This window comes from Arthrobacter melezitosi, from assembly GCF_054511055.1.
The window spans coordinates 1-22,775 of sequence record NZ_JBTNDJ010000024.1 but is presented as its reverse complement, the minus strand read 5'-3'; the positions used below and the strand labels follow the sequence as shown (position 1 = coordinate 22,775).

Here is a 22,775-nt window from a genome sequence, read left to right as displayed (position 1 = left end):
GTGCTCCGTTTCTTGAAGGACTGGGCTGCCTGGATGCGCACCGGCAGCGGGTCAGCCGGGGAGGTCGGCCCGGTGCGGGGATTGGTGCCGGGTGGAGCGGCGGCCGCCCCGCTGCGCCGCGGCGCCGGCGACAACCACGAGCAGGATTCCGAGCAGCTGGACCGGCGAGGGCTGCTGGCGGAGGACGATCAGCCCGAGGAGCAGCCCAATCGCCGGTTCAAGCGCCATCAGGGTCCCGAAGGCGGTGGCCGTCATCCGCCGCAGGGCGAGCATTTCGAGCGCGAACGGCAGCACGGGCAGCAGGAGGGCCAGTCCCGCGGCCACGGCGATAACCTCGAAGCTCAGGTGTCCCGCGGCCTGAGGAATCCCGACGACGGCAGCAGTCAGTGCCGCGATGGGGATGGTCAGCGAGAGGGACGAGATGCCGCTGAAGCGGTCACCAACGCGTTGGCTGAGCACGATGTACAGCGCCCAGCCGATGGCGGCGAGTCCTGCGAACAGGATGCCAAGGGGATTTACCTCACCGTGCCAGGGTTCGGTCAGCAGCACCACGCCGCCCAGGGCCACGACCGGCCACAGAAGGGCCCGGGAGGTGTGGCTGCGCACGGCGGCGACGGTCAACGGGCCGAGGAACTCGATGGCGACCGCGGTGCCCAGGGGAATGTATTCGAGGGCGGCCAGGAACCCGACCGTCATGAGCCCGGTCATGATACCCAGCGCAAGCAGCACCGGAACGTCACGGCGGCGCACCCGGCGCAGCGGCGGACGGGCCAGGACCAGGAAGATCAAAGCCCCCATGCTGAGCCTGAGCCAGGCGGTGCCGGCGGGCCCAACGGATCCGATCAGCCCCACCGACAGGGCCGACCCGAGCTGGACCGACAGCATCGCCGCCACGGCGAGCCCCCACGGTGGAACGGGGCCGCGTGCGCCGGCGTGGGGGCTCATGGGCGGCCCCCGCCGACGAGCCGTCCGGTGCCGGAAATGCGATGGTGGATCATCTCAGGCTCCTCCCCCGGGCACCGCGCCCGGCGCCAGGAGGCGGCGGGCGGTCCTGACGCCGGGGCCCAGGCGCAGCAGCTGGGCCGCCAGGTCGTCGGCGGCGGCAAGGAGGGCGTCGTCGGGCAGGGGCGCGAGCGCATCGAGGATGAACAGGGCGGTGGTGGTCCGGTCACTGAGTTGGGTGCGCCGTCCCTGCCGCCAGTTCCAGCGCCGGCAGGTCACGCCGTCGTCGTCGCGCCACACCACTTCCCCGGGATCGGGGTGCTCGGTGACGGCCTCACCGTTACTTGTGGTGTCGAAGGATTCCCGGCCGGTGGCCCGGACCAGCGCCGGTGCTCCGGAGTACCTGGCCAGGTCCTCACCGCCGAGCGGGATCTGGTGCAGCACCGAGACGGCGTTGTAGATGTCGGTCAGCCGGTTGACCCGCGGTAGTCCGGACACTGCGCGGCGCAGGAGCGCTTCGAGGCTGTTGCGCGTGCGGTTCGGTTTTGCCCCGAACCCCTGATACGCCTCCCGCCACGCGGCCACCTGCGGCAGGCTTTCGACGGAGGAACGGGAAAGGGCGGCGCGTGCCGAGGCCTCCGCCGATTCAAGCAGCGCCTCGCTTCGGGCATCACCCGGTCCGGGGACGAGGCCGTCGACGGCCAGGAGCAGCGCCCGGTAGTCCGGGCGCAGCGAGAACACCGCCGGGTCCACCCGGGCCTCATCGAGGAACCGCGAAAGGTCCGTGTTCTCAGCCATTCGCCACCTCCGGCTTGTGCCCCGACCCGACACCGGGCTCGAAGACCGCCAGGGTGAACCGGGCCGCCTGCCCGCCGGGGTTCGCATAGGAATGCTCGACGTCGCCCGGGAACGTCAAGGCGTCTCCGTCGGCGAGCACCACTGTCTGGCCAGCGATCGAAATGGTGATCGATCCCTGCCGGACCTGCAGGAGCTCCTTCGTGCCGGCCGAATGCGCCTCGCTGTGGTGCGACTCCCCGGGCTCCAGCGTCCAGTCCCAGAGCTCGACCACATCCGGTTTGTCGGTCCCCGCAACCAGCACCCCCCGGCCCCCCGAGCTGCCGGACCAGAGGGCGGCGCCCTCCCCGCGGCGCGTGATCTTCACCCGCTTCGGCCGGGGTGGCTCCACGAGCGCCGGAAGCCCGACGCCGAGCGCATCGCTGATCCGCAGCAGGGTGCCCACGCTCGGATTGACGAGCCCCTGCTCCACGTTGACCACCATCCGGCGGCTCACTCCGGCCGCCTCCGCGAGCTGGTCGAGCGTCAAGCGCCGGGTCTGCCGCTCGGTTCGAACGCGCTCCCCGATCGCCGAGGCCAGCGACGTCGTACTCTCATCCATAAGTGCACCATAATGCACTTTGGGTGCATTGAACAGGCTTAGTGGGCGAGGACTTCCCGCAGGGCCGCCGCGTGCGACAGGCGGACTACTGGGTGCTCGGCTCGGGAATGACCAACTCCTGGATAATTTCGGGCGACGCGTGGATGCAGATCATCTCGAGGTTTTCGGTCCCGCTGCTTCGGAACCGGTGCCGTGCGCCTGCATGGACCGTCACGATTCCACCGGCACCGGCGCGGAGTTCCTCGCCGTCGGACTCGATAGCGGCTTCACCCCGAAACACCACCCAGGTCTCGGTGTAGGGGTGCCAGTGGGTCTCGGGCCCACTGCCGGGGGTTGCCTCAACCCAGAAAAATGAGGCACCGGCACCGTGGTCGGCCCCGACAAACAGCGCCGTCCCGGTGTTGTTGTTCCGCAGTTGCTCGCGGGTGGTAACGGTCGTCATGCTGGTCTACTCTCCTTTCCATCCAGCCACAGGGTCTCGGACTCGTCCCGGTGGGAGCCGGCTGTGCCGACATGCTTCGCGTTGATCCGGGCGCCCTTCTTGATGATGTGAACGAGGGCCATGCCGTGGCCGCGTCCCAGCCCGAAGTCCGTCTTGAGCCATTCGAGGATCTCGCCAGCTTTGCCGTTCCGCTCGTCGAAACCTTTGCTTCTTGCGATGCCGATGAGCTGACGGGGCGTGAGTCCCGTTTTGTCTTCGATGGTGTCGAGGTAGGCCTGAAATGACATGTCGTCATCCTTCCGTCCCCGCCCGGCGATGGCAATGGAAGCGGCGGAGGACTTGGCGGGTGGACGGCCTTTGGAGCCCCTCCCCCTTTTTCCAAGTAGTTACCGTTTTTTCCAAGTAGTTCCCTGATTCTCCAAGTACCGGGTAGTACTATCGCGCTCCGGTCCGCGTCGGTAGATTGCTCCTATTGAGTCGACGAATTCGAATGAGAAAGTTGCCTCTTATTTGGAAGGAAACCATGGCGAAGAATCGGCATAATGTACCGGCCAATATCCTCGTCGGGAGCATTGTTTTGTCATCCTTGGCGTACAGCCTACTGTATGTTGTTGCCGATTCGGATCGGAGTCAAGGCGCTGCAGCGGAGCCAGTAACCTCCCACCAGCCGGCTTCCCGTTCCGCGACGCCCCCGCCGGAGACCAAGGAAGTCAGCGCTCTCCCGCCGGAGGCCAAGGAAGTAAATGCTCTCTCGCCGGAGGCCAAGGAAGTAAATGCTCTCTCGCCGGAGGCCATGCCGGTCGGTGACCTCCCTGGTTGGAAACAAATCTTCACCGAGGACTTCACCGATGGAGACGTCGCCATCGGCGGTTTCCCGGGCGAGATCTACAGCGCGAAATGGAGCGAGAACTATTTCGACGGCACACCGGATACAGGCGCCAAAGTGCGTCAAACAAAGTCCGGGTATTACCCGTCAAAGGTGTTAAGTGTCCACGACGGCCTCCTGGACTGGTATCTGCACAGCGAAAACGGCGTTTCAATGGGCGCGGCCCCGTCCCCCAAATTTGGGCCGTCCAGTGAGCGGCCCTTCAACAGCCAGACCTACGGGCGGTACGCCGTGCGATTCAAGACCGACTCCCTGAGGGGATTCAAATTGGCGTGGTTGTTGTGGCCCGACAGCAAGCGGTGGCCGCAGGACGGGGAGATCAACCATCCCGAAGGGGACCTATCGACCCACATTTACGCCGCCATGCATGGAATTGGCGAAACGGACAATAAGGTCGACCGATTCCCCACCGAGACGTCGTTCACCTCGTGGCATACAGCCGTGACGGAGTGGAGCCCCGGCCGCGTGGAGTTTTTCCTCGATGGACAGTCGATCGGCGTCAGTACGTCGAATACGCCGAACAAGCCAATGCACTACATCCTGCAGACCGAGTCCTGCACGCGGAGATGTCCGTCGCCTGAGGCGAGCGGCCACGTCTACCTCGACTGGGTGGCCATCTGGGAACGGAGCCCGGCGAGCAGCTTTCCCGGCGGATGAACCGGGCGCCTCCGGCTCTTCACGGGCTGACGCATTACGGGGCGTTCAACTCGTCCACACCCCGGATTTCGTCGTCGGGCCGTTGGTCCGGGCACTCGCCTCCCGTTCGGGCCACCATCGCCCACAGACGCCAACCGGCAATAAGTGCGGCCGTCAACTGAGCCACGAGCCACAGCATGGTCAATCCGGGCAGCGCGAAGTTCTGGGTCACAGCTGCGGCAGGCACCACCGCGACGGCGGCCGCGAGGACGGCGACCCCCGTGGCGGCGGCCGGGTGGCCACTCGCCCGGCAGACGGCGTAGTAGACCTGTGTCACACAGGTCAGGATCAGCGCGGGGACCAGGAACGGCAGTAGCACCCACTGGGGCGCGTACTGCGGGCCGAGCGCCCTCAGGACAAACGGGCCCGCTGCCAGTAGTACCGCCCCGGCGGCGAGAGTGAGTAAAAGGCTGATCCTCAGTGCCCGGCCGATAATCGGATGGGTTGGGCCGGGCGCAGCGAGCTTCGCCTGGAGAGAGAATCCGGCCGATTGCGGAACGAAGGAGACTGCCGATGCCAGCATCCACACCATGTACCAGGCGGCCGTGGCGGAGGTGCTGAGCGTGGTGGCGACGATGAGGGGCAGGAGATAGCCCGGTGCCCGGTCGGCGAGCATGAGGGGGTAAATGCGGAGTGCAGGACGCAGCAACCCGGAGACCTCCCGGAACTGGATGCCCTCCTTCCACGGGGCACCGAGACCGGCTTGGTGGAGCTGGCGGATCCCGAGTCCGACGCTCGCCGCCGCGCCGAGGGCGACGGCGCCGACAACTGCGATCACACTCCGGTATCCGGCCGTGAGACAGACGATCAGGACCGTCAGCTGAATGAATGACTGGAGAACGCTGCGCGCCAGGGCCAGATCGGCCCGTGACAAGGCCACGCTGACGTGGTCGAGCTGATAAGCGGTGCTGGCAAAGACGGCGGCAGCCAGGAATGCCGCCGTGGCCGCGGGGTCAACCCAGGCCTGGCCGACGCCGGGGCCGACGGCCCACGTAATGTTGAGCACGGCAATGGCCGCGACCAGCGAGGAGAGCCCTACCGTGAGCAGGCTTGTCGCTATCAGCCGGCGCCCGTCGTCCTGCGCAGGCAAGAGCGACAGCGTCGCCGGGCCGACGCCCAGCATCCCGATCTGGACCGTCAGCAGCGCCGCCGCGACGATCGCGGAACTCAAACCAAGTTGTGCTGGGACCAACAGCAGTGCTGCCAGAATCCAGAACAGGAAACCTGCGGCCATGGGCGCGACCCGCGCAGCGGTCAACCAAAGTGCGTTGGTCCCGAGGGATAGACCAGCGGCCGCAGGATTGAAAAGTTCCTTGAACATGCCGACGGAGTTATAGAAGGGAAGCCCGGCGCAAGCGGGCGGGTAGCGGGGAACGCCGGGCACCGGGATGGTCCTTCGAGAACATGGCTACCCGGACTGATGCCCCCGACGCGGTCCGATCCCCGCCGAGAACTTCCTTGGTGTTGAACACCTGTGGGTTGACCGCCCCACGGCGGGGCCCGATCAACACCGGCGCCGCGTCACAACGCCACGTCCTGTCGGTGCCTAAAACCCCCCAGTCTTCAGCCATAAGTCCTGCTCCCAGCAGCCAGGTAGTGAGCACCTCGCCCAGCAAGACAGGAGCTACCACTACGGCGTACTTCGAAGGGTACGGCCTGCCGCCATAGTCGGTCTAGGGTGCGCACTACTCGAAGCAGCGGGGGGAACTCTTCCATCCTGAAGCCTGAAAACGCGCAAACCCTGTCATCGCGTACCGTTACGACGGCACATGCCGCCCTCCGCATGCCCGGATTGGCATCGCCTTCCCGTCGACGCTGGACCGGTCGGGCCCTCGACGGCATGGGTCTTAGCACCTTCAGAGCTCAGTAATCGGCGTCTCCCTTGAGGATTTCTACATCTCCTTCGAGGCGTTCCACATCCGCTGCTCGGTTGGTTTCCCTTGGAGCCGATCTTCCTGGTGGTTGCTTAGACAGATGTTGACTTGTTGGAGGATGGGCTTGTGCAGGCTGGTTCTTCCTCAGGTCATTCCGTTCTGCGGCCGGTGTACCAGGCGAGCATCAGAACCCCTGTGACGATGCCCCCGGCGGTGGACCATGCCGATGTCCAGGCATCCTGAGGCGGCATGAAGGCCAGCACGACGAGTCCCGCTGATAGGACCAGCTCGATCAGTGCAGGCACGTTGCGCAAAGCAGGCAGCGCCCCGAAGAACAGCCTTGCCGCCGGCACCAATGGAAGGAGCAGTGCGACCGGATTCGGCAGGAAGACGGTCAGGCTCAAGAGCAGGGCTGCCACAGCGTACAGACCCAAAAAACCCAGCACCTCCAGGACCCTCCTGAGCGGCCGGTAACCGCTCCAACGCCGGCACAGCAGGATCCAGGACGGCAGGCCCACCAGCCAAAACGCCGCCCCCAGCCCACCCTCGACGGCGGACAGCCCGGCCAGGGCAAACCCCGGGGCCAGGCACCCGGCCACGAGCTGCCATGAAACGCTGCGCCACACCGGCGCCAGCATCAGCCCGCACAGAACGATCTGGGCAGCAACGGACACGGCAAGGCCCCCCGGTCCCGACACCATAACCATTCCGCGCAGCAGTATGACCCCAAAAACGCCCACGGCGGCCGCCGCGGCCACAACCAGCGACGGCCCCTCCCAGCTACTCCCCCACCGTTGATCGGAATCTTCATGCACCAGGACCATCCTCGAAGTATTGCAGCCCGAGCCTTGAACCCGACCGGGAAGATGAGCGTTAAAGCTGCCTTCGACGTGCTGCTTTACAGCCGAAGGTCTACTACGACCTGATCTGAGGGGCCATTGGTAATGTCACCTCATGGGGAAAGCCGCGTCGATCTGCGTTCTGGCATTGACAAGTATGGGGCTGCTTTCAGCCTGTGGCCTGGCCTTTGGCGCCCCGGATCGAGAAGAGCGCTTCACTGTTGAAGGCGGCGAATGCAGCGCACGATGGTGGCTCGAGCCGGTGGTGGACGAGGTCCCGGATGATGCCTTTGCAGTAGCCGACCAGGCGCTGACGGAAGCCAGCGTTTCCTCATCGGAACTCGAGGAATGGAAAGAGATCGTGAGGGAGTCGCAGTCAGGCGATCGGCGGATTCCCGAGCACCGGCTCGAAGAGTATGCATATGTTGAGGCGGTCAGGGCGGATGTGCGCTCCGAATTGGCGGCAGCCGGCTATTCAGACGTTCCGACCCGCCTCATAGAGGTTCACTCCGACTCGAACTGCAGTTGATCAACTGAGTGCTGCACTGTAGGGCTCCATTGCAGGCGGTCAATAATGCACGAAGGCATTATTGACCGAAGCGAGAAACGGCCCCCGGCATGACGCACGAAGGGGGCATCAGGGCATTTCGCACCCATGTGCATCCAGAGCAGCACTCCTGCGAATCGCAGCTTTACACTGGCGCGGTACTGTTTGAGGTTCCACTCGATTAGGGGCATTGATGAGGAAATTTTCGCCTCGCCGGCTCGCGCTAGCTGGTGCCGTGACGGCTGTGCTCGCCGTCGTCGTATACGCGGGTGCAACAATCGCTTCAGCAATCGAATACAACATGTCAGAAGCGGGCGGTTCAGCGTTCTCAGTCCTCGATCGTGCTTCCACCGAGCAGGATCATCCGACCTCTCCAGACACCGACGAAATGATTGCCCGAACACCATCCGATTCCTGGCCGCCCAGGATGAGCGCTCCTATTACATCGCCCGTCCGGCCGACGGACACGAGCGATCCGTCTGTCTGGTCATTGAACACGACGACCAGTCCGTCATCGGCTGCGGCGGATACCTCGAGGGATCATTCACGCCCAGCGTCGGGGTGACCACACCGGAGGTGGAAGCGATCCTTGCCCCGGACGGCTATGACGCCGATCAATACGCCGGCCTGGGCTGGGCCTCCCCACACCCGAACCTCATTGTGCGCTGAAGTGCTTCACCGCCCTCGGCCTCGTAAGCGGGGAGGCCGCTATGGATTATGACGAATACAACGATGAGCTGTTAGCGGCAATATACGACGACGACAACCCTGATGGCCGGGATCATGACTATTACCGCACGCTGGCAACGAGACTTAATGCAACTCGTATCACTGACTTAGGATGCGGCACGGGCATCCTGACGGTCACACTTGTGGCTCCGGGGCGGACGGTCACCGGCATCGACCCCGCCGCAGCCATGCTCGCGCGCGCCTCATCTCGAGCACAGGGAGACGCGGTTGAATGGCGGTTAGGTACCTCGAACCTGATCGACGCTGGCGAAAACGATCTCGTGATCATGACTGGAAACGTCGCGATGCAAATCCTTGGCAAAGACTGGCATGCCACCTTGAAGGACATCGCCCGGGGGTTGAAACCAGGGGGCGTGCTGGCCTTCGAAAGTCGCAACCCACAAGCGCGGGCATGGACCGAATGGAACGACCCAGGATCCGAACGGAACACCGGCGTCGGGCGACTCCGGGAGCGGACGATAACAACGGCTCCCAACTCCGACGGGGTGGTCACCATGCAGTGTCGCAACGAGTTCATCGACGCGAATCACGTAGTCGACGTCGAGCAGGATCTTCAGTTCCGGACATTCGACCAAATCACCGAGGACTTGGACCGGGCGGATCTCACGGTCCTGAACGTTTGGAAAGATTGGAATGGCACACCATTCACAGGCTCAGCCGTAGAGCCGATCATGGTCTTCGAAGCAAGCTCGCGGACTTAGCCGACTCATCCGCACCATGCTCAACGCGGTGCCGCAGGTCCACCCGAGCCACCCAGCGATATGCACTTCGACACGACCCGGCAGGGTCCGCCGTTGCCCTTGCAGAGCGTGGCTGTTCGGGTCCTCCGGTGCTTGTAAGGTGTGTGCGGGTGACCGACCAGGGTCATAGTTTAGGGGAAGCACGTGTTTGAAGTTGAGGGAGAGCTGCGGCTGGATCGCCTCGGCGGTGGTGGCCCACGGCTTGTCGACCTCGGGCGCGATGCGACGTTCAGGCAGGTCAACGGGATAGCCGTGACTGGCAGGGACCTTTTCCATCTGATGTGGCGTGGCCTCTCGATCCCGGTCGTCGCCTTCAGACGAGGCGGTGAACCCGGAGTCGGGCCAGTCCCAGGAGGAATACCTCCGGACACGCCACCCGGGCTTCAGCACCCGCTGCATCAACGACGCCCTCGCCTGGGGCTACCAGCGGAATCGGTGATCAGCCACTCCAGGACCGGTGACAGCAGTTCCCTGCGCACACCGCGCAGGTGGGATTGCCAAGCCGGCTGGGTGACGACGTCAAGGGCCGAGGCCTGGAGAATGCCGCTGACGTACACGGATGCGGCTGAGAGGTCGGCAAGGATCCTTTCACGGGCCGGCCCGCGGGCGATAACCGCGGCCACGCGCAGTGCCGGGGAGACGCCTGCACTGGGAGCGCCCTCCGCATCCGGCTGACCTACCGGACAGGCAGGCTGAGGCGCTATATGGTCGAGGGCATGACCGACGCCGTTCCGACCTTGCGAACTCCCCGTTTCATCCTGCGCCCGCTTACGCCCGCGGATGAGGATGCGGTGATGGGCTACCGGGGCGACCCACGCCTGAGCCGGTTCCTCCCCCACCCGCCGATGGATCAGGGCCAGTACCCGGAATGGCTTGCCGAACGCACGGCTGAGATCTCCTTGCGGAACCCCGGCGACCGCCGTTTCCTGGGAATCGAACCGGCGTCGTCGGGCGGGCTGATCGGCGACGTTCTACTAAAGGTCGGGCCCGACACGGTCGAGCAGGGCGAAATCGGAATGATCCTGCAGCACGACGCGAAAGGCCAGGGCTACGCCGCGGAAATAGGGGATGCGATCCTCGCCTTCGGTTTCGAGCACTTGGGACTTCACCGCATCGTTGGGCGGGCCGATGAGCTCAATGTCCCCTCCCGACGAACCATGGAACGCCTCGGCATGCGCCTGGAGGGACACTTCCTCCAGGACAGGCGGCAGGACGGAACCTGGGCCAATACCGTCTTCTACGCCATCCTGCGGAGTGAATGGCAGACACAGCGGCGCCTCGGCGACCGGCACGCTGAGGGGTCCACGAATGGGGCCTCTTAGGGATCCCACGATCAGCCGTGGGAAGAGTTGACGAATCAACAGGTACACGTGCATACCGTTTCTCGGCTCCGCCGCCCGTCTTGCCATGACATGCCCCGTGCCCCTGATAGGTTCGGGCGATGGATCGATCCCACGCCGTCATCAGGCCACCCCTGGAGCAGGATGCCCGCAGCTTGACGGAAGTGCATGCGGCCGCGTGGCGTGCGGCCTACCGGGGCGTGATGACCGATGAGTTCCTCGACGGGATGGACCTCGATCGCATGAGCGACGGTTGGCGCCGCGGCATCGCCACCCCGGCGGAGGGAACGGTTCCCTTGCTTGCCGAGGTTGCCGGCGAGGTTGTCGGCTTCGTTATTGTGGGTCCACCCGATGCGGACGCCGAACCCGGGACGGGGCAGCTGTACGCCCTCAACGTGCACCCGAGCTGGTGGGCTCAGGGAATCGGGTCCGCCTTATTCACGGCCGCAGAGCAGAAGCTGGGCGACCTCGGGTACGGGCGGGCGTTCCTCTGGGTGGAAAAGAACAACCACCGCGCCATCCGCTTCTACAGCAGCCGCGGCTGGCTTCCCGACGGCGGGACTCTCGAGGACACCCGATTCAGCCCTCCGGTGTCGGAATCACGCCACAGCCGTACGTTTTAGAGAAGCAGTGGAGTTCTGCTTTGGTCTGCCGCACAAAGCCGCAGGCAAGATCAGGGATGGCCAGCGGCGCAATCGTGACCCGGATCGGGCCGCGCTGGGATCCACCCATGACCATCGCGGAAACCTACCGGCGTTTCGCGGCCCTTGAAGCACACGGCGTTTCCGGCATCTATGAGGACTGCGCCTGGCGTCGCAGGAGACGCGGGAGCGCAGGCACTGGTGGGCGGTCTTCCGCCGGCGAAGCGGCTACCGAGCCTGGTCTTCGCCGCCGCCCGGTCCCGGGGAGCCCCGCTCGCAGACCATGCGATATTCCGGCGTTGGCTGCTCAGCAACTGGCAGGAGGTGGCTGCGGTCATCCGCACCCGTTCCACCCAGACCAATGAGGCGGGCCGGTGCGCGGTCCTCGTCCCGCAGCTCGCCGCGATCGACGGCCCGGTCGCGCTCCTCGAAGTCGGCGCCTCCGCCGGGCTCTGCCTCTATCCCGACCGATACAGCTACACCTACCAGTGCGCCGATGGGCCGGTCCGGCTCCACGCCGCCGCGGCCGTGGCGGCCGCCGAACCTCCCCGGCTCGTAGCCAGTACGTTCAGCCCCTGAGCTGACCCCTGCCGACGCAGGACCCCGGGCCACATCCACATGCCGCTGGCAGACAACGTCTGGGCGAGATTCGTCTCAAAAGTGCAGTCGCTGGGACCTGACTGGGCAGAATGGTTGGATGAGGCATTTCTGCTGTTCCCGCGTCAGCACATCGAGCCAGGACGCCTCATCGACACGCTGAACCCGGCAAAGCTGCTGCGCGAGCGGGGCATCCTGACGGGCTCCCCCTCCGACTGAGTCGACCCGGCGACGTCGACGGCCGGCTCCTGCTGGACATGCCGCCCCACTCGCCCTTCCCGAACAGCGAAGTCCGGAGTGTGCTGGCGGTGCATGGGGGTCACATCTCGGGGACCTATTCCGTCAGAACTTCAAGACGACCACACACTTAGGAGCTGAGAGCAAATGCGGACGTCAATTTCGGCCGTGGACTCAGGGACCACCGACACACAGTCGCTCTTTCGACGCGGAAGCAACGGGTACGGCCACCTTTTCGGAGTGGCCTACCGCCTTCTTGGATCGGTTCACGACGCTGAGGACGCCGTCCAGGACGGCTTTACCCGATGGCACGAGCTGACTGAGGAAAACCGCCAGCTCATCCGGGAGCCCCTGGCGTGGCTGACCCGTGTAGTTAGCAGGGTGTGCCTTGACCGGCTGGGATCGGCAAGGGCCCGGCGCGAGCGGTACCACGGCATATGGTTGCCCGAGCCCATCGTTGGTGGCTCTTCATCGGCGCTTGGACGCACCCACCAGAACCTGGCGGCGGCGCCGCACCTCACACTCCATTCCGACCCTGCGGAGATTGTCAGCCAGGATGAGTCGGTCTCCGTGGCGCTGCTGGTGGCCATGGAACAGCTCACTGCTCCGCAGCGGGTGAGTCTCATCCTCCACGATGTGTTCCAGGTCCCGTTCTCCGAAATTGCGGAGATTGTCGGGAGAAGCCCGGAGGCCTGCAGGCAGCTGGCGACCGCGGCCCGCAGGAAGGTCCGTTCCTCCCGCCGCCCGCAGGTCCACGGCGTTGGAAGGGATCGGGTGGTCGAGGCTTTTGCCCGCGCCTGCGCGGACGGCGACATGGAATCCTTGGCCGCCGTGCTGGATCCGGACGTCGTCGCCAGGGCCGACGGCGGGAAAGCCGTTCGGGTGGCCCGGCGTCCGGTCAACGGGCCGCGCGATGTGGCACATTACCTGCTGGGGGCGCTGAGTCTCGAACAGCGCCAGCGGGGCGGATTGGAGGTCTCGTTGGAACTCGTGAACGGCTACACCGGCATCGTTGTCCGCCGGGCCGAAACCGTTGTCTGGGTGGTGGACCTGCAGGTCGTCGAGGGGCTTATCGAAGCCGTTGCCGTCATCGCGAATCCGGAGAAACTCAACGGTTCGGCCGGCGCTTCGTTGGGCAGCTCCACCGCCCAGCCGGTGTGATGCGCTGCCGGGGGCACGGATTTCGCCCCACCATGCGCGGTTTTGCGAACGCAAGCACCTCGGGCTGAACACCACCGCCAGCCGGCGGTGGTGTTCAGCCACTCCAGGTCATCCCACGGCGGCAGGCGTGTACTCCGGCAGCGCGCCGTTCGGACCGGCCGCTGCCAACAAGGCTTCGGCGTCATCGGCCGGCGGGTAGATCCACTCGGTATTGATGGTGGTCTTGAGATCCTGACCGGCGCTGCCCGTCAGCATCACGGTGCGGTCCCATCCCGAGGTAACGACCGCCCCCGCCGGACCCAATGCCAGGCAGGTCACGTAGTCGTCGGGGGCAAAGGTTTCCAGCGGCCGGTCGAGCAGGTCGGCGGCAACGTTATGGCCCGCAAACTTGCCGAGCGGTGTCGCATGCTGGCAGCTCTGCATCACGGTCCGACCTTCCGTCGCAATCGCCGCCGAGGTATCCCCGGCCGCGTAGACATCAGGAACACCGGTCACCCTGAGGTACTCGTCAACCTGCAGCCTGCCGAGACGATCCCGTTCTGCCGGGATGAACCGGGTCAACGGGCTTGCGGCCATGCCCGCGGTCCACACGGCGGTGTCTGCGGGAATCTCCGTACCGTCGGACAAGGTAACGCTTCCTTGTGCCACGGCAGCTACGCTCACCCCCAGGCGTGTCTCAATCCCCAGATCCGTCAGCGCCTCAATGATTACCGGGCGGGGATTGTCTCCAAGCTCGGGTGCAACTTCTGCCTCCCGTTCGACGAGAACGACGCGCACGTTTGCGTCCGGGCCTGCGATCTTCCGCAAGCGCCTGGTCAGCTCAGTGGAAATCTCGAGCCCAGTGAAGCCGGATCCGACAATCACTGCCGTGTATTGCCCCGCGCTTCCCGAGCGTTCGGGTAGGCGGTGCAGATGGGAATCCAGCCGCGATGCGCCGGCCAGGGTGTCGACGTTGAACATGTATTCCGCCCCGGGCAGCCTCGGCTGGACAACCTGGCTCCCCGACGCAAGCACCAGCCGGTCATACGACAGTTCGGAGCTGCTGCCGTCCCGGGCCACTGCGGTAACCGTCTTCGATGAGGTGTCGATACCGGTCACTGTGGCGGCCAGCCGCTGGACGCCAATGGGACCGAGGACCTTATCGAGCGGGACACGCATCTTGTGGGGGTCGGACTCGTAGAGACGAGGCCGCATGACCAGGTCATCGCCGGCGCTCACCACGGTGATATTCAGGTCGGATTCGGAAATACCACATTCACGACGCAATTTGGCCGCGCTTGCAGCACTCCACACGCCTGCAAAGCCGCCTCCGATGATCAGGACGTTTGCCATTATCAACCTCTCGTACATTTGCCGTCGCAACGCCCGGCGTCGTTGACGCCGGGCGTTGCATCCTGCGTAACCATCACCGAGGATGGCTACTTCGAAACTGGACCGTTGTCCATGCAGGTATGACGATGCAGCGCCACGGAATGTGAGGCCTGAATCCGGCAATCTGAAGGCGGCACCATCGAACGGCGGGTCAGGCCACGATCCGCAGTGGGTTCTGGAGCAGTTCCGTGAGGGTGGCGAGGAACTGGGCGGCAAGGGCACCATCGATGATTCGATGGTCCGCTGTAAGGGTGTAGCGAAGCCGCTTGCCCGCGCCGACCTCGCCGTCGACGAGGGTCACCTCGTCGCGTGCGGCACCGACCGCGAGGATGGCACCCTGGGGTGGGTTGATGATCGCGGTGAAGTGCTCGATGCCATACATGCCGAGGTTGCTGATCGTGAACGTGCCATCGCTCATGTCCGCGGCCGTGAGCTTCCTGTCGGCCGCTTTGGCCACGAGGTCGCGGGTTGTCGTGGAGATTGCGCTGACAGCCGCTTTGTCTGCATCCCGGATGACGGGGACAACAAGGCCTGCGGGTGAAGCAACGGCGATGCCGACGTGCACCCGCCCGTGGATGAGTGTCTGCCCGCGCCCGTCGGCTGCGTATGAGGCATTGACTCCCGGGTGGGCGCGCAGCGCGAGCGCGACCGCGCGGACAAGGAGGTCGTTGACGCTGATCTTCACCCCGGTTTCGGCGGAGGCCCGGTTGATCTGTGCGCGCAGTGCGAGCAGCCCGGCCACGTCGGCGGAGGCGGTGGCCGTGAATGCGGGGATGGTGGCGGCACTCTCGGTCAGCCGGGCTGCGATGGCCTGACGGATCGCATCGAACGGCACTGGATTCGGTTCCCGCGCGTCCGTCGTATCCGCGGTCGCTGTTCGTTCAACGGGCATGACCGGCGAGGCCTCCCCCGTCCCGGCCTGGGGCGGGGTGCCGGGGGTGTCGGCGACGGCGTCAAGGTCGGCCCGGACGATCCGGCCGCCGGGTCCGGTGCCTTCGATCGTGGTCAGGTCGATGCTCCGTTCGCGCGCGAGGCGACGGACCAGCGGCGTGGCTGCGAGCCGAGTGGATGGTTCGTCGGATGCGGCTGCCGCCGGCACGGGTGCCGCCACCTCTCCACCGGGAGCCGGCGCCGTCACCGCCGCGTCCGGCACATCCGTCGGCGCGGACGCTGCGGGTACGTCCACCGGCGTATCGCCGGTGCCGTCATCGAGGCGCGCTATGGGCGTGCCGATGGCGACGTTCTCGCCCTCCTCGACGAGGATCTCGGCGAGGATGCCGCCGTCGTAGGCCTCCTGTTCCATGAGTGCCTTGTCGGTTTCGATTTCGACGAGCAGATCACCCGGCGCGACGGAATCGCCGGGCTTCTTGTGCCAAGCGGCGATAGCGCCCTCGGTCATGGTGTCGGACAGGCGTGGCATGAGGATATCGATCATGGTGTGTGCTCTTCTCAGCGGCGCCGGGCAACGGCGTCAAGGGTTTCACGTATGGCGGTCTTGGCGTCGTCTGCCGAGGGCAGTGCGGCGGTTTCCAGGGACTTGGCGTAGGGCATAGGCACTTCAGCCATGGCTACGCGGCGGACGGGGGCATCGAGCCAGTCGAAGGCGCCATCGCTGATGGTCGCTGCGATCTCGGCACCGATTCCGTAGGTGAGCCAGTCGTCTTCGAGCACGACGGCGCAGTTGGTCTTCTTGACCGAGGCAATGATCGTGTCGCGGTCAAGGGGACGGAGGCTGCGCAGGTCGACGACTTCGACGTCGATCCCTTCGGCCGCGAGGTCTTCGGCGACCTGGAGGGCGACCGCGGCCATCCGGGAGTAGGCGACGACGGTAATGTCGGCTCCTTCCCGGGTCACGGCGGCCTTGCCGATCTCTGCCGGCTCGATGTCGTCGGGGACTTCGCCGGTGGTGTTGTAGAGGGCAAGGTTCTCCAGGACGAGCACGGGGTCGTCGTCGCGGATCGCGGCCAGCATGAGGGCCTTCGCATCTGCGGGGCTTGAGGGTGCGACGACCTTCATGCCCGGCACAAACGCATAGTAGAGCTCGATGTTCTGTGAGTGCGTGGCGCCAAGTTGCTGTCCGCCGCCACCAGGGGTGCGGATAACAAGGGGCACCCGGGCCTGCCCGCCGAACATGCCGTAGATCTTCGCGGCATGGTTGACGATCTGGTCAAGGGCCAGCAGCGAGAAGTTGATCGTCATGATCTCCACCACCGGCCGCAGACCCAGCATCGCGGCGCCGATCGCCGCGCCGGTGAAGCCTTCCTCGGCGATGGGAGTATCACGGACCCGTTTGGGGCCGAACTCCTCCAGGAGCCCTGCGGTGATCTTGTAGGAACCTTCGAAGAGCCCGATTTCCTCACCGATCAGGAATACGTTCTCGTCGCGCTGCATTTCGGATCGCAGCGCGTCCTGCAGGGCCTGCCGGTAACTGATGACGCTCACGCTGTCACCTCCGGGGATCCGTTCGTGTTCGGTCGTGGCGGTGCGGGGAACAAGGCATCTCCTGGTAGGCGGCGGGAGTCATTGGCGACGGGGGTGGCGTACGTGTAGTCGAACAGCGTCGCCACGTCCGGGTGGGCACTCGCGTCGGCGAACGCGGCCGCCTCGGCGACGGCCTCCCTGGCCTGGGCGTCGATCTGTGCAATCAGGTCATCGGTCAGCAGCCCCTGCTGCTGCAGGTTTGCCGAGTAGGCGGCGACGGGATCGGCTGCCTTCAGGGCCTCCGTCTCCTCGCGGCTGCGGTAGCGGGCGGGGTCGACCACCGAATGCCCCTTCAACCTGCCTGACGTCGTCTCCAGCAGGTATGGCTTGCCGGCCCGGGCGCTGGCCAGCGCCGTCTGGGCCGCCTCATGCACGGCGACGGGGTCGTTGCCGTCAACGCGGGCGGAAGCCATCCGATAAGCGGCGGCACGCTTGTACAACTCCGGTTCGGCGGACGACTGATCCACCGTGGTCCCCATGCCCAGCCCGTTGTTGATCACCACGTACACGATCGGCAGGTTCCACAGCGCGGCGATGTTCAGGGACTCGTGGAAAGCACCAATATTCGTCGTGCCATCGCCCATCAAACACACCACGGCCTCCGAGCCGCCCCGGTAGTTGATCGCGAGTGCGGCTCCGGTCGCCAGCGGCACCTGGCCGCCGACGATCCCGTACCCGCCCATGAAACGGGAGTCGATGTCGAACATGTGCATGGACCCGCCCCATCCCTTCGACACACCGTCCGAGCGGCCATACAACTCGGCCATCACGCGCTCCGGCGTGATGCCGCGCGCCAGCGCGTACCCGTGCTCCCGGTAGTTGGTGAAGACGTAGTCCTCGGGCCTCATTGCGGCCATGAGGCCCGAAACTGTGGCCTCCTCCCCCAGGTTCAGGTGGCAGTAGCCGCCGATCTTCGCCTCGGTGTAGGCCCGGGCGGCACGCTCTTCGAAACGCCGGATCAACACCATCTGCCGATAGAAACCGAGCAGCAGCTCATCCTGCTGAACATCTCCGGGGGTCGACGGTCCGATCGACGATCGGACCGCCGGTGACGGCGGGGCACCGCTGTCGGCTGTGGTCTTCGCGGCGGGGCTCTTCCGAGCGCGCGCCTTGCTGGGCGTGGACATATAAATTCTCCTTCTCACCTCGACGAATCCCAGCTGCGGGAGGATCGGGCGGCGGTCCGCGGCGGTCGCGGGGTCGCCTGAGCATCGCGGGGTTGGGGTGTCGAAACTGCGCTTTCTTTGGTCACGGCGCGCTACGGGCCGCGAGACTTCAGCGATCCACCAGGCTCCTACTCGGCGAGTTTCCCGGTGGTTGAAACGTCCTGAATGAGTTCGGCGATTTCATCAGGCACAGGGGGTATACCCTCTCGGACGACGCCGGTGGTGGGCGACCAGACGAGGTTGACCTGGAGTTGGGGATCCAGGTCCGGATAGTCGCTGCGGTTGTGGGCGCCGCGGGTTTCGCGCCGTTCCAGCGCGGACTCCAGCGTTGCCCGGGCCGCAATCAGCGAGGCCTTGAGGTCGAAGGCATGGGCGAGGTCCTGGAAGCCGGCGATGTCGGGGTGGATTCCAATGTCCTCCACCCTTTGGGCAATACGTCCGATCTCATCCAGGCCGGCCATGAGGCCCTTCTCATCCCGGACTACACCGGCATGCTTCGTCATGGTGTTACGGATCGCCCGCTGGAGCACCCGGACGTTCTCTCGACCGTCAGCGGTAAGCAGGGTATCAACCTCGGCACGCGCTTCTGCTATTGCGGCTGGAGACCTCCGGTGATTGGTCAGCCCGGCGGAGTAGCCCGCCGCGGCCTGGCCCACGATCCTTCCGTAGACGAGCAGTTCGATGAGTGAGTTGCCGCCGAGCCGGTTCGCTCCGTGGAGTCCACTCGATGCCTCACCGATCGCGTAGAGCCCATCCACGTCCGTGCCGTGGTCCTCGGGTCGCACCCACACCCCGCCCATTGAATAGTGCGCGGTGGGGGCGATCTCGATTGGCTGGCGCGTGATGTCGAGCATCTGCAACTCCAGCATCGTCTGATAGACCCGCGGAAGCCGCTGCAGAATGGTTTCGCGGGGAAGATGCGATACGTCCAGCCAGACTCCGCCCTTCTCGGTTCCGCGGCCCTCCTGAATTTCGGTGTATGCGGCGAGGGCGACGCGGTCGCGGGTTGAAAGTTCCATCCGCTCGGGGTCGTAGCGTTCCATGAAGCGTTCACCGAGTGCGTTGCGCAGGATCCCGCCTTCCCCGCGTGCGGCTTCGGAGATCAGCGTGCCGGCGGCGTTCTCCGGTTCCAGGATCCCCGAGGGGTGGAACTGCACAAGTTCAGCATCGCGCAGGCGGGCGCCGGCCTCGACGGCGAGGCGGAACGAGTCACCGGTGTTCTCGTCGCGACGGGACGTCGTCTGCCGCCAGATGCGGTTATGGCCGCCGGCGGCGAGAATGACCGCATCAGCATGGATGAGGTAGCGCGTACCATCGTTGATGTCGAAGCCGTACGCCCCGAAGACGCGGTTGTCGTCGACCAGAAGACGGGTGATGTAGACGCCGTCGAGGATCGGTACCTTCAACTGTTCGGCTCGTGACACGAGCGTCCGCTGGATCTCCAGCCCGGTGTAGTCTCCGGCGAACGCGGTGCGGCGCCAGGTGTGGGCTCCGAAGAAGCGTTGTGAGATGCGCCCATCCTCGGTCCGGGCGAACGACATCCCGTATCTTTCCAGATCCCGGATGCCTTCCTCCGCGCCGCGGGTGACGACCTCCACGGTGTGGGGATTGGCCAGGAAGTAGCTCTCCTTGATCGTGTCGGCAGCGTGCTGCTGCCAGGAGTCGAGAGGGTCCTCGGTTGCGAGGGCAGCGTTGATGCCGCCCGCTGCCAATGAGGTGTGTGCATCAAGACGCGACCGCTTGGCCACGGCCATCACATCGACGCCGGCCTCGGCGAGTTCGATTGCTGCGCGGAGGCCCGAGCCGCCCGCACCGATGACGAGGACGCCAGTCGCGAGACGACGTTCGCTGGTGTTCATGATGGTTGTCCTTTTTGCCGAGAAGCGGGGCCGCCTCAGGTGGCAGGAGTGGGATAGGAGGTTGGGCCTTCGCTCCGACGCCTTGTGGAAGGGAGCTTGAGCGTCGGCCTGAGCGGAGCCAGGAGCGTTGCGGGTATCACGCACGGAACGCGGCCTTCGGATTGCCGTACACCGGGAATAGGAAGGCGACCTTCTTGGGGGGAGGTGCGGCTGCTGTCCTCGATCAGTACGACTATGGACGAATATCGTGAGATCCGGCGGTCCACCGGCCGAGCCTCCTGGACGAGGTTTGACCCCTCATGTTGTGGACCCGTGGAGAAGCGGCGCCGCCGCCTGTCATTTCCAGCCGACATGGCATCCGCCGAACGTTTGATTACCCGGGAGTTGTGGGGTTCATAGCTTCCGATCCTCTGGCTGGGTCCTGCCGCGCCTGTTTCCGCGTTGCCTTTAACTATGGTTCGGCCCGGGCAACAGGGGCCAGCAAATGGGGCGAAATGCCACTCAATGTCCCACCCATTTCTGCCTTCGGACCGCTGGATGTAGTGGTAGGAAGCTGAGGTTGCCGCAGGCTCGGGCCGCCAATGGAACGCGGCGACAGAAGGACCTGGGATGAAGCACAGCGCGCGGCCGCATCAGAGGCGAGGGTCCACCGGTTCGGACTCCATTGCCAGAACTTCAAACACTGCCTGATGCACCCGCCACAGAGGCTCGTCAGCGACGAACCTCTGTGGCGGCCTCGACGCCGAGCGCACATTCGCTGAGTGCCATGCAACGTTTGTGTCCCACGTCCCGTTGAGGGAACCTCCGTGCGGCAGGAGTGCGAGAATGACCGGATGCCGCACGAAGGAACACCAGTGGGACGGATTCAGGCGTTGTACCGGTATCCGGTGAAATCAACGTCCGGCCAGTCCCTGCGCAGCGTCCGCGTTACGGAGGAGGGCCTGCAGAATGATCGCCGGTGGGCGGTTTATACCCGTGATGGTGGTATCGCCAGTGGAAAACGGACCCGCCGCTTCCGCCCGGTCGCTGGGCTGATGCACTGGGCCTCCACGGCCGAGGATGACGGCGGCATACCGATCCTGCGCAGCCCGAAGGGCGTGCCGTACCGGGTGGACGATCCCGCCGCGTCCGAAGCACTCAGCGCGGCCTTCGACCAGGAGCTGCAGTTGCGCCCGGAAAGCACGGTTCAGCACCACGACGAGTCACCGCTTCACGTGCTCACCACGTCCTCTCTCGCTGCTGTTAGCAAACTGGCGGGTGCCATGATCGACCACCGCCGTTTCCGCGCCAATATCATCCTGGACACCGGTGCAGAGCCGGAGTTTCTCGAAACCGGATTGCTGGGTGCGGAACTGAGGGTTGGAAGCACTGTGCTTCTCCGCATGGAGGCCGGTATGCCGCGCTGCACCATGGTTGACCAGGACCAGGCGGATGTCACGGCCGGCCCGAAGGTCCTCAAGAGCCTTGGTACCCACCACGGAACGATCTTCGGCCTGCAGGCCCGCGCACGCAGCCTGGGAACGCTTCACGTAGGGGACCTCGTCACCCTGCGTCGGTCCGGCCTCTAGCTTGCTGCCCCGTGCCCCACCCCCGGAATCAACCTTGGAAGACCTTCGGAACCCTGAGGCACGCCCGTGCGCTGGAGGCGGCACAGGGCGGCAACTACTAGAGGTAGCTGAAAGGATGGTGCGATGGCAGACTCTGCGCCGCCTGCCGCATTCCGCGGGCTTTGGCCGTTCGCCCCGCACGCCGTAGCCTGCTGCAATGGTTGAGGACGAAGAAAAACTGAGCGGCGGCAACGCATCACCCGCTGTGGTGCGCGTCGGTGCCACGGTCCGCAAGCCCTGGTCGGCGAACTCTTCAGCCATTCAGCACTATCTCGGTGCGCTCCGGTCCTCCGGGGTGGACGCGCCCGAGCCGCTGGGACGGGACGCGGAGGGCCGCTCCGTGGTTGCGTACGTCGAAGGCACACCTGCGATGGATCGGTTGCCGCTCGGACGGGACGAGCTGCTGCGGGTCGGCCGGATGATCCGCCGGATCCATGATGCGAGCGAGGCCGTCGCGATCGCCGAGCCGGACCAGTGGAAGGTTTTGCTGCCGGCCGAGGACCCGGATCTGATGTGCCACAACGACCTGGCACCGTGGAATCTCGTCATGGGAGAGCGGTGGGTGTTCATCGATTGGGACGGTGCGGGTCCGAGTACGCGCTTGTGGGATCTGGCGTACGCCGCACAGTCCTTCGCCCTGCTGTTCGACGGGCAGCCGGTGGCAGAAGCCGCCTTGAGACTGTCCGCCGTGGTGGACGGGTATGACGCCGATGATGGACTGCGCAGCGCATTGCCGGCGGCCATGGCGGAACGCACCGCCGCGATGTTCAATCTCCTGCGATCCGCACACGGGGCCGGGTTCCAGCCGTGGGCTGACATGTACGTTGACGGGCACGGGGAGACCTGGCGAACCGCGGCGGAATATGTGGCACGGAACCAGGCTGCCTGGAGACAAGCCCTCACGCGACAGTAGGGACCACAGAACCAGCCGGCAACCGCCGGGAGTCCCTGCGGCTGACGGCATAGGGTTGGAGTATGCCCCTCGCCCTTGTCACCGGAGCCGCCCGCGCCAACAGCATCGCCGCCGGGATCGTGCCCCGGCTGCTCTCCGACGGGTGGGACGTCGCCACCAGCGACCTGGATGGAACCGATTACCCCTGCGACCTGTCGTCCCCGACCGGTCCCGAAGAACTCGTCGACGCCGTCACGCGGGACCGCGGCCCGATCACGGCGCTGATCCTCAGCCACGCCCACGACATCGAA

At 65.4% G+C, this 22,775-nt stretch carries 23 protein-coding genes and 2 pseudogenes; 11 read left to right on the top strand and 14 right to left on the bottom strand.

Going from position 1 to position 22,775, the window contains the following annotated elements; genetic code table 11:
• Positions 1–51 precede the first annotated feature (51 nt).
• The 5 genes from ACX80W_RS15900 to ACX80W_RS15880 form a co-directional block, all read right to left on the bottom strand.
• Entirely contained in the window at positions 52–945 is an 894-nt protein-coding gene (locus ACX80W_RS15900) for an EamA family transporter (protein ID WP_459284992.1), read from the bottom strand.
• 54 nt (positions 946–999) lie between these two features.
• Positions 1,000–1,740: a B3/B4 domain-containing protein gene (locus ACX80W_RS15895; RefSeq protein ID WP_459284990.1), complete on the bottom strand. Its 741-nt coding sequence runs from the start codon at positions 1,738–1,740 to the stop codon at positions 1,000–1,002.
• On the bottom strand, positions 1,733–2,338 hold the full coding sequence (locus ACX80W_RS15890) for a helix-turn-helix domain-containing protein (protein WP_459284988.1): 606 nt from the start codon (positions 2,336–2,338) through the stop codon (positions 1,733–1,735). The genes ACX80W_RS15895 and ACX80W_RS15890 overlap by 8 nt, the downstream gene beginning before the upstream one ends.
• Before the next feature lie 85 nt (positions 2,339–2,423).
• Positions 2,424–2,780 carry a cupin domain-containing protein gene (locus ACX80W_RS15885; protein ID WP_459284986.1) on the bottom strand — a complete coding sequence of 119 codons (357 nt, stop codon included), beginning with the start codon at positions 2,778–2,780 and terminating at the stop codon, positions 2,424–2,426.
• A complete protein-coding gene (locus ACX80W_RS15880; protein WP_459284984.1) occupies positions 2,777–3,067 on the bottom strand; it encodes a DUF4287 domain-containing protein in 291 nt (96 codons plus the stop codon). Before ACX80W_RS15880 ends, ACX80W_RS15885 begins: the two co-directional genes overlap by 4 nt.
• A 236-nt stretch (positions 3,068–3,303) precedes the next feature.
• Between ACX80W_RS15880 and ACX80W_RS15875 the strand changes: the two genes are divergently transcribed.
• The gene (locus ACX80W_RS15875; protein WP_459284982.1) at positions 3,304–4,323 is read left to right on the top strand and encodes a glycoside hydrolase family 16 protein; all 1,020 of its coding nucleotides are present in this window, start codon (positions 3,304–3,306) and stop codon (positions 4,321–4,323) included.
• Between the two features lie 34 nt (positions 4,324–4,357).
• On the opposite strand, the gene ACX80W_RS15870 is transcribed toward ACX80W_RS15875, so the two are convergent.
• Positions 4,358–5,683, bottom strand: coding sequence for a lipopolysaccharide biosynthesis protein (locus ACX80W_RS15870; protein ID WP_459284980.1), 1,326 nt, complete (start codon positions 5,681–5,683; stop codon positions 4,358–4,360).
• 702 nt (positions 5,684–6,385) lie between these two features.
• Positions 6,386–7,060: a hypothetical protein gene (locus ACX80W_RS15865; protein WP_459284978.1), complete on the bottom strand. Its 675-nt coding sequence runs from the start codon at positions 7,058–7,060 to the stop codon at positions 6,386–6,388.
• A 130-nt stretch (positions 7,061–7,190) separates the two neighbouring features.
• On the opposite strand from ACX80W_RS15865, the gene ACX80W_RS15860 reads away from it, so the two are divergent.
• Both ACX80W_RS15860 and ACX80W_RS15855 read left to right on the top strand, forming a co-directional pair.
• Positions 7,191–7,604, top strand: a complete 414-nt coding sequence (locus ACX80W_RS15860) for a hypothetical protein (RefSeq protein ID WP_459284977.1) — start codon at positions 7,191–7,193, stop codon at positions 7,602–7,604.
• Between the two features lie 728 nt (positions 7,605–8,332).
• Entirely contained in the window at positions 8,333–9,073 is a 741-nt protein-coding gene (locus tag ACX80W_RS15855) for a class I SAM-dependent methyltransferase (RefSeq protein WP_459284975.1), read from the top strand.
• A 497-nt stretch (positions 9,074–9,570) separates the two neighbouring features.
• On the opposite strand, the pseudogene ACX80W_RS15850 reads toward ACX80W_RS15855, so the two are convergent.
• Positions 9,571–9,753, bottom strand: a pseudogene (locus tag ACX80W_RS15850) (PLP-dependent aminotransferase family protein); the annotation flags it as partial.
• 75 nt (positions 9,754–9,828) lie between these two features.
• On the opposite strand from ACX80W_RS15850, the gene ACX80W_RS15845 reads away from it, so the two are divergent.
• The 5 genes from ACX80W_RS15845 to sigJ all read left to right on the top strand — a co-directional run bounded on the left by ACX80W_RS15845 (position 9,829) and on the right by sigJ (position 13,088).
• Positions 9,829–10,434, top strand: coding sequence for a GNAT family N-acetyltransferase (locus ACX80W_RS15845; RefSeq protein ID WP_459284973.1), 606 nt, complete (start codon positions 9,829–9,831; stop codon positions 10,432–10,434).
• Positions 10,435–10,553: 119 nt separating this feature from the next.
• Positions 10,554–11,075, top strand: a complete 522-nt coding sequence (locus ACX80W_RS15840; protein WP_459284971.1) for a GNAT family N-acetyltransferase — start codon at positions 10,554–10,556, stop codon at positions 11,073–11,075.
• 171 nt (positions 11,076–11,246) lie between these two features.
• The gene (locus tag ACX80W_RS15835) at positions 11,247–11,672 is read left to right on the top strand and encodes a DUF2332 family protein (protein ID WP_459284970.1); all 426 of its coding nucleotides are present in this window, start codon (positions 11,247–11,249) and stop codon (positions 11,670–11,672) included.
• A gap of 114 nt (positions 11,673–11,786) precedes the next feature.
• Positions 11,787–11,909 carry a hypothetical protein gene (locus ACX80W_RS15830; RefSeq protein ID WP_459284968.1) on the top strand — a complete coding sequence of 41 codons (123 nt, stop codon included), beginning with the start codon at positions 11,787–11,789 and terminating at the stop codon, positions 11,907–11,909.
• Positions 11,910–12,074: 165 nt separating this feature from the next.
• Entirely contained in the window at positions 12,075–13,088 is a 1,014-nt protein-coding gene (gene sigJ, locus ACX80W_RS15825; RefSeq protein WP_459284966.1) for an RNA polymerase sigma factor SigJ, read from the top strand.
• Positions 13,089–13,196: 108 nt separating this feature from the next.
• On the opposite strand, the gene ACX80W_RS15820 is transcribed toward sigJ, so the two are convergent.
• The 6 genes from ACX80W_RS15820 to ACX80W_RS15795 all read right to left on the bottom strand — a co-directional run bounded on the left by ACX80W_RS15820 (position 13,197) and on the right by ACX80W_RS15795 (position 20,660).
• Complete coding sequence (locus ACX80W_RS15820) at positions 13,197–14,420, bottom strand: NAD(P)/FAD-dependent oxidoreductase (protein ID WP_459284964.1); 1,224 nt, start codon at positions 14,418–14,420, stop codon at positions 13,197–13,199.
• A gap of 190 nt (positions 14,421–14,610) precedes the next feature.
• Positions 14,611–15,894 carry a dihydrolipoamide acetyltransferase family protein gene (locus ACX80W_RS15815; RefSeq protein ID WP_459284962.1) on the bottom strand — a complete coding sequence of 428 codons (1,284 nt, stop codon included), beginning with the start codon at positions 15,892–15,894 and terminating at the stop codon, positions 14,611–14,613.
• Positions 15,895–15,908: 14 nt separating this feature from the next.
• Positions 15,909–16,901 (bottom strand): alpha-ketoacid dehydrogenase subunit beta, encoded by a 993-nt coding sequence (locus ACX80W_RS15810; protein WP_459284960.1) that lies wholly within the window; start codon positions 16,899–16,901, stop codon positions 15,909–15,911.
• Positions 16,898–18,067 carry a pyruvate dehydrogenase (acetyl-transferring) E1 component subunit alpha gene (gene pdhA / locus ACX80W_RS15805; RefSeq protein WP_459284958.1) on the bottom strand — a complete coding sequence of 390 codons (1,170 nt, stop codon included), beginning with the start codon at positions 18,065–18,067 and terminating at the stop codon, positions 16,898–16,900. Before pdhA ends, ACX80W_RS15810 begins: the two co-directional genes overlap by 4 nt.
• 167 nt (positions 18,068–18,234) lie before the next feature.
• Positions 18,235–19,965, bottom strand: coding sequence for an L-aspartate oxidase (locus ACX80W_RS15800; protein ID WP_459284956.1), 1,731 nt, complete (start codon positions 19,963–19,965; stop codon positions 18,235–18,237).
• Between the two features lie 632 nt (positions 19,966–20,597).
• Positions 20,598–20,660 carry a hypothetical protein gene (locus ACX80W_RS15795; RefSeq protein WP_459285004.1) on the bottom strand — a complete coding sequence of 21 codons (63 nt, stop codon included), beginning with the start codon at positions 20,658–20,660 and terminating at the stop codon, positions 20,598–20,600.
• Positions 20,661–20,798: 138 nt separating this feature from the next.
• Between ACX80W_RS15795 and ACX80W_RS15790 the strand changes: the two genes are divergently transcribed.
• The 3 genes and pseudogenes from ACX80W_RS15790 to ACX80W_RS15780 all read left to right on the top strand — a co-directional run.
• Positions 20,799–21,533, top strand: a complete 735-nt coding sequence (locus ACX80W_RS15790) for an MOSC domain-containing protein (protein WP_459284954.1) — start codon at positions 20,799–20,801, stop codon at positions 21,531–21,533.
• A gap of 196 nt (positions 21,534–21,729) precedes the next feature.
• Positions 21,730–22,485: a phosphotransferase gene (locus ACX80W_RS15785; RefSeq protein ID WP_459284952.1), complete on the top strand. Its 756-nt coding sequence runs from the start codon at positions 21,730–21,732 to the stop codon at positions 22,483–22,485.
• Positions 22,486–22,547: 62 nt separating this feature from the next.
• Positions 22,548–22,775: pseudogene (locus ACX80W_RS15780) on the top strand (SDR family oxidoreductase); the annotation flags it as partial.

Excerpts from the sequence above, each read along its gene's own strand:
- ACX80W_RS15880 (WP_459284984.1), bottom strand. The coding sequence starts at position 3,067 with ATGTCATTTCAGGCCTACCTCGACACCATCGAAGACAAAACGGGACTC.
- ACX80W_RS15820 (WP_459284964.1), bottom strand. The coding sequence starts at position 14,420 with ATGGCAAACGTCCTGATCATCGGAGGCGGCTTTGCAGGCGTGTGGAGT.
- ACX80W_RS15845 (WP_459284973.1), top strand. The coding sequence starts at position 9,829 with ATGACCGACGCCGTTCCGACCTTGCGAACTCCCCGTTTCATCCTGCGC.
- ACX80W_RS15875 (WP_459284982.1), top strand. The coding sequence starts at position 3,304 with ATGGCGAAGAATCGGCATAATGTACCGGCCAATATCCTCGTCGGGAGC.
- sigJ (WP_459284966.1), top strand. The coding sequence starts at position 12,075 with ATGCGGACGTCAATTTCGGCCGTGGACTCAGGGACCACCGACACACAG.
- ACX80W_RS15900 (WP_459284992.1), bottom strand. The coding sequence starts at position 945 with ATGAGCCCCCACGCCGGCGCACGCGGCCCCGTTCCACCGTGGGGGCTC.
- ACX80W_RS15835 (WP_459284970.1), top strand. The coding sequence starts at position 11,247 with ATGAGGACTGCGCCTGGCGTCGCAGGAGACGCGGGAGCGCAGGCACTG.
- ACX80W_RS15815 (WP_459284962.1), bottom strand. The coding sequence starts at position 15,894 with ATGATCGATATCCTCATGCCACGCCTGTCCGACACCATGACCGAGGGC.
- ACX80W_RS15855 (WP_459284975.1), top strand. The coding sequence starts at position 8,333 with ATGGATTATGACGAATACAACGATGAGCTGTTAGCGGCAATATACGAC.
- ACX80W_RS15860 (WP_459284977.1), top strand. The coding sequence starts at position 7,191 with ATGGGGAAAGCCGCGTCGATCTGCGTTCTGGCATTGACAAGTATGGGG.
- ACX80W_RS15800 (WP_459284956.1), bottom strand. The coding sequence starts at position 19,965 with ATGAACACCAGCGAACGTCGTCTCGCGACTGGCGTCCTCGTCATCGGT.
- pdhA (WP_459284958.1), bottom strand. The coding sequence starts at position 18,067 with ATGTCCACGCCCAGCAAGGCGCGCGCTCGGAAGAGCCCCGCCGCGAAG.
- ACX80W_RS15785 (WP_459284952.1), top strand. The coding sequence starts at position 21,730 with ATGGTTGAGGACGAAGAAAAACTGAGCGGCGGCAACGCATCACCCGCT.
- ACX80W_RS15895 (WP_459284990.1), bottom strand. The coding sequence starts at position 1,740 with ATGGCTGAGAACACGGACCTTTCGCGGTTCCTCGATGAGGCCCGGGTG.
- ACX80W_RS15890 (WP_459284988.1), bottom strand. The coding sequence starts at position 2,338 with ATGGATGAGAGTACGACGTCGCTGGCCTCGGCGATCGGGGAGCGCGTT.
- ACX80W_RS15790 (WP_459284954.1), top strand. The coding sequence starts at position 20,799 with ATGCCGCACGAAGGAACACCAGTGGGACGGATTCAGGCGTTGTACCGG.
- ACX80W_RS15870 (WP_459284980.1), bottom strand. The coding sequence starts at position 5,683 with ATGTTCAAGGAACTTTTCAATCCTGCGGCCGCTGGTCTATCCCTCGGG.
- ACX80W_RS15840 (WP_459284971.1), top strand. The coding sequence starts at position 10,554 with ATGGATCGATCCCACGCCGTCATCAGGCCACCCCTGGAGCAGGATGCC.
- ACX80W_RS15865 (WP_459284978.1), bottom strand. The coding sequence starts at position 7,060 with ATGGTCCTGGTGCATGAAGATTCCGATCAACGGTGGGGGAGTAGCTGG.
- ACX80W_RS15885 (WP_459284986.1), bottom strand. The coding sequence starts at position 2,780 with ATGACGACCGTTACCACCCGCGAGCAACTGCGGAACAACAACACCGGG.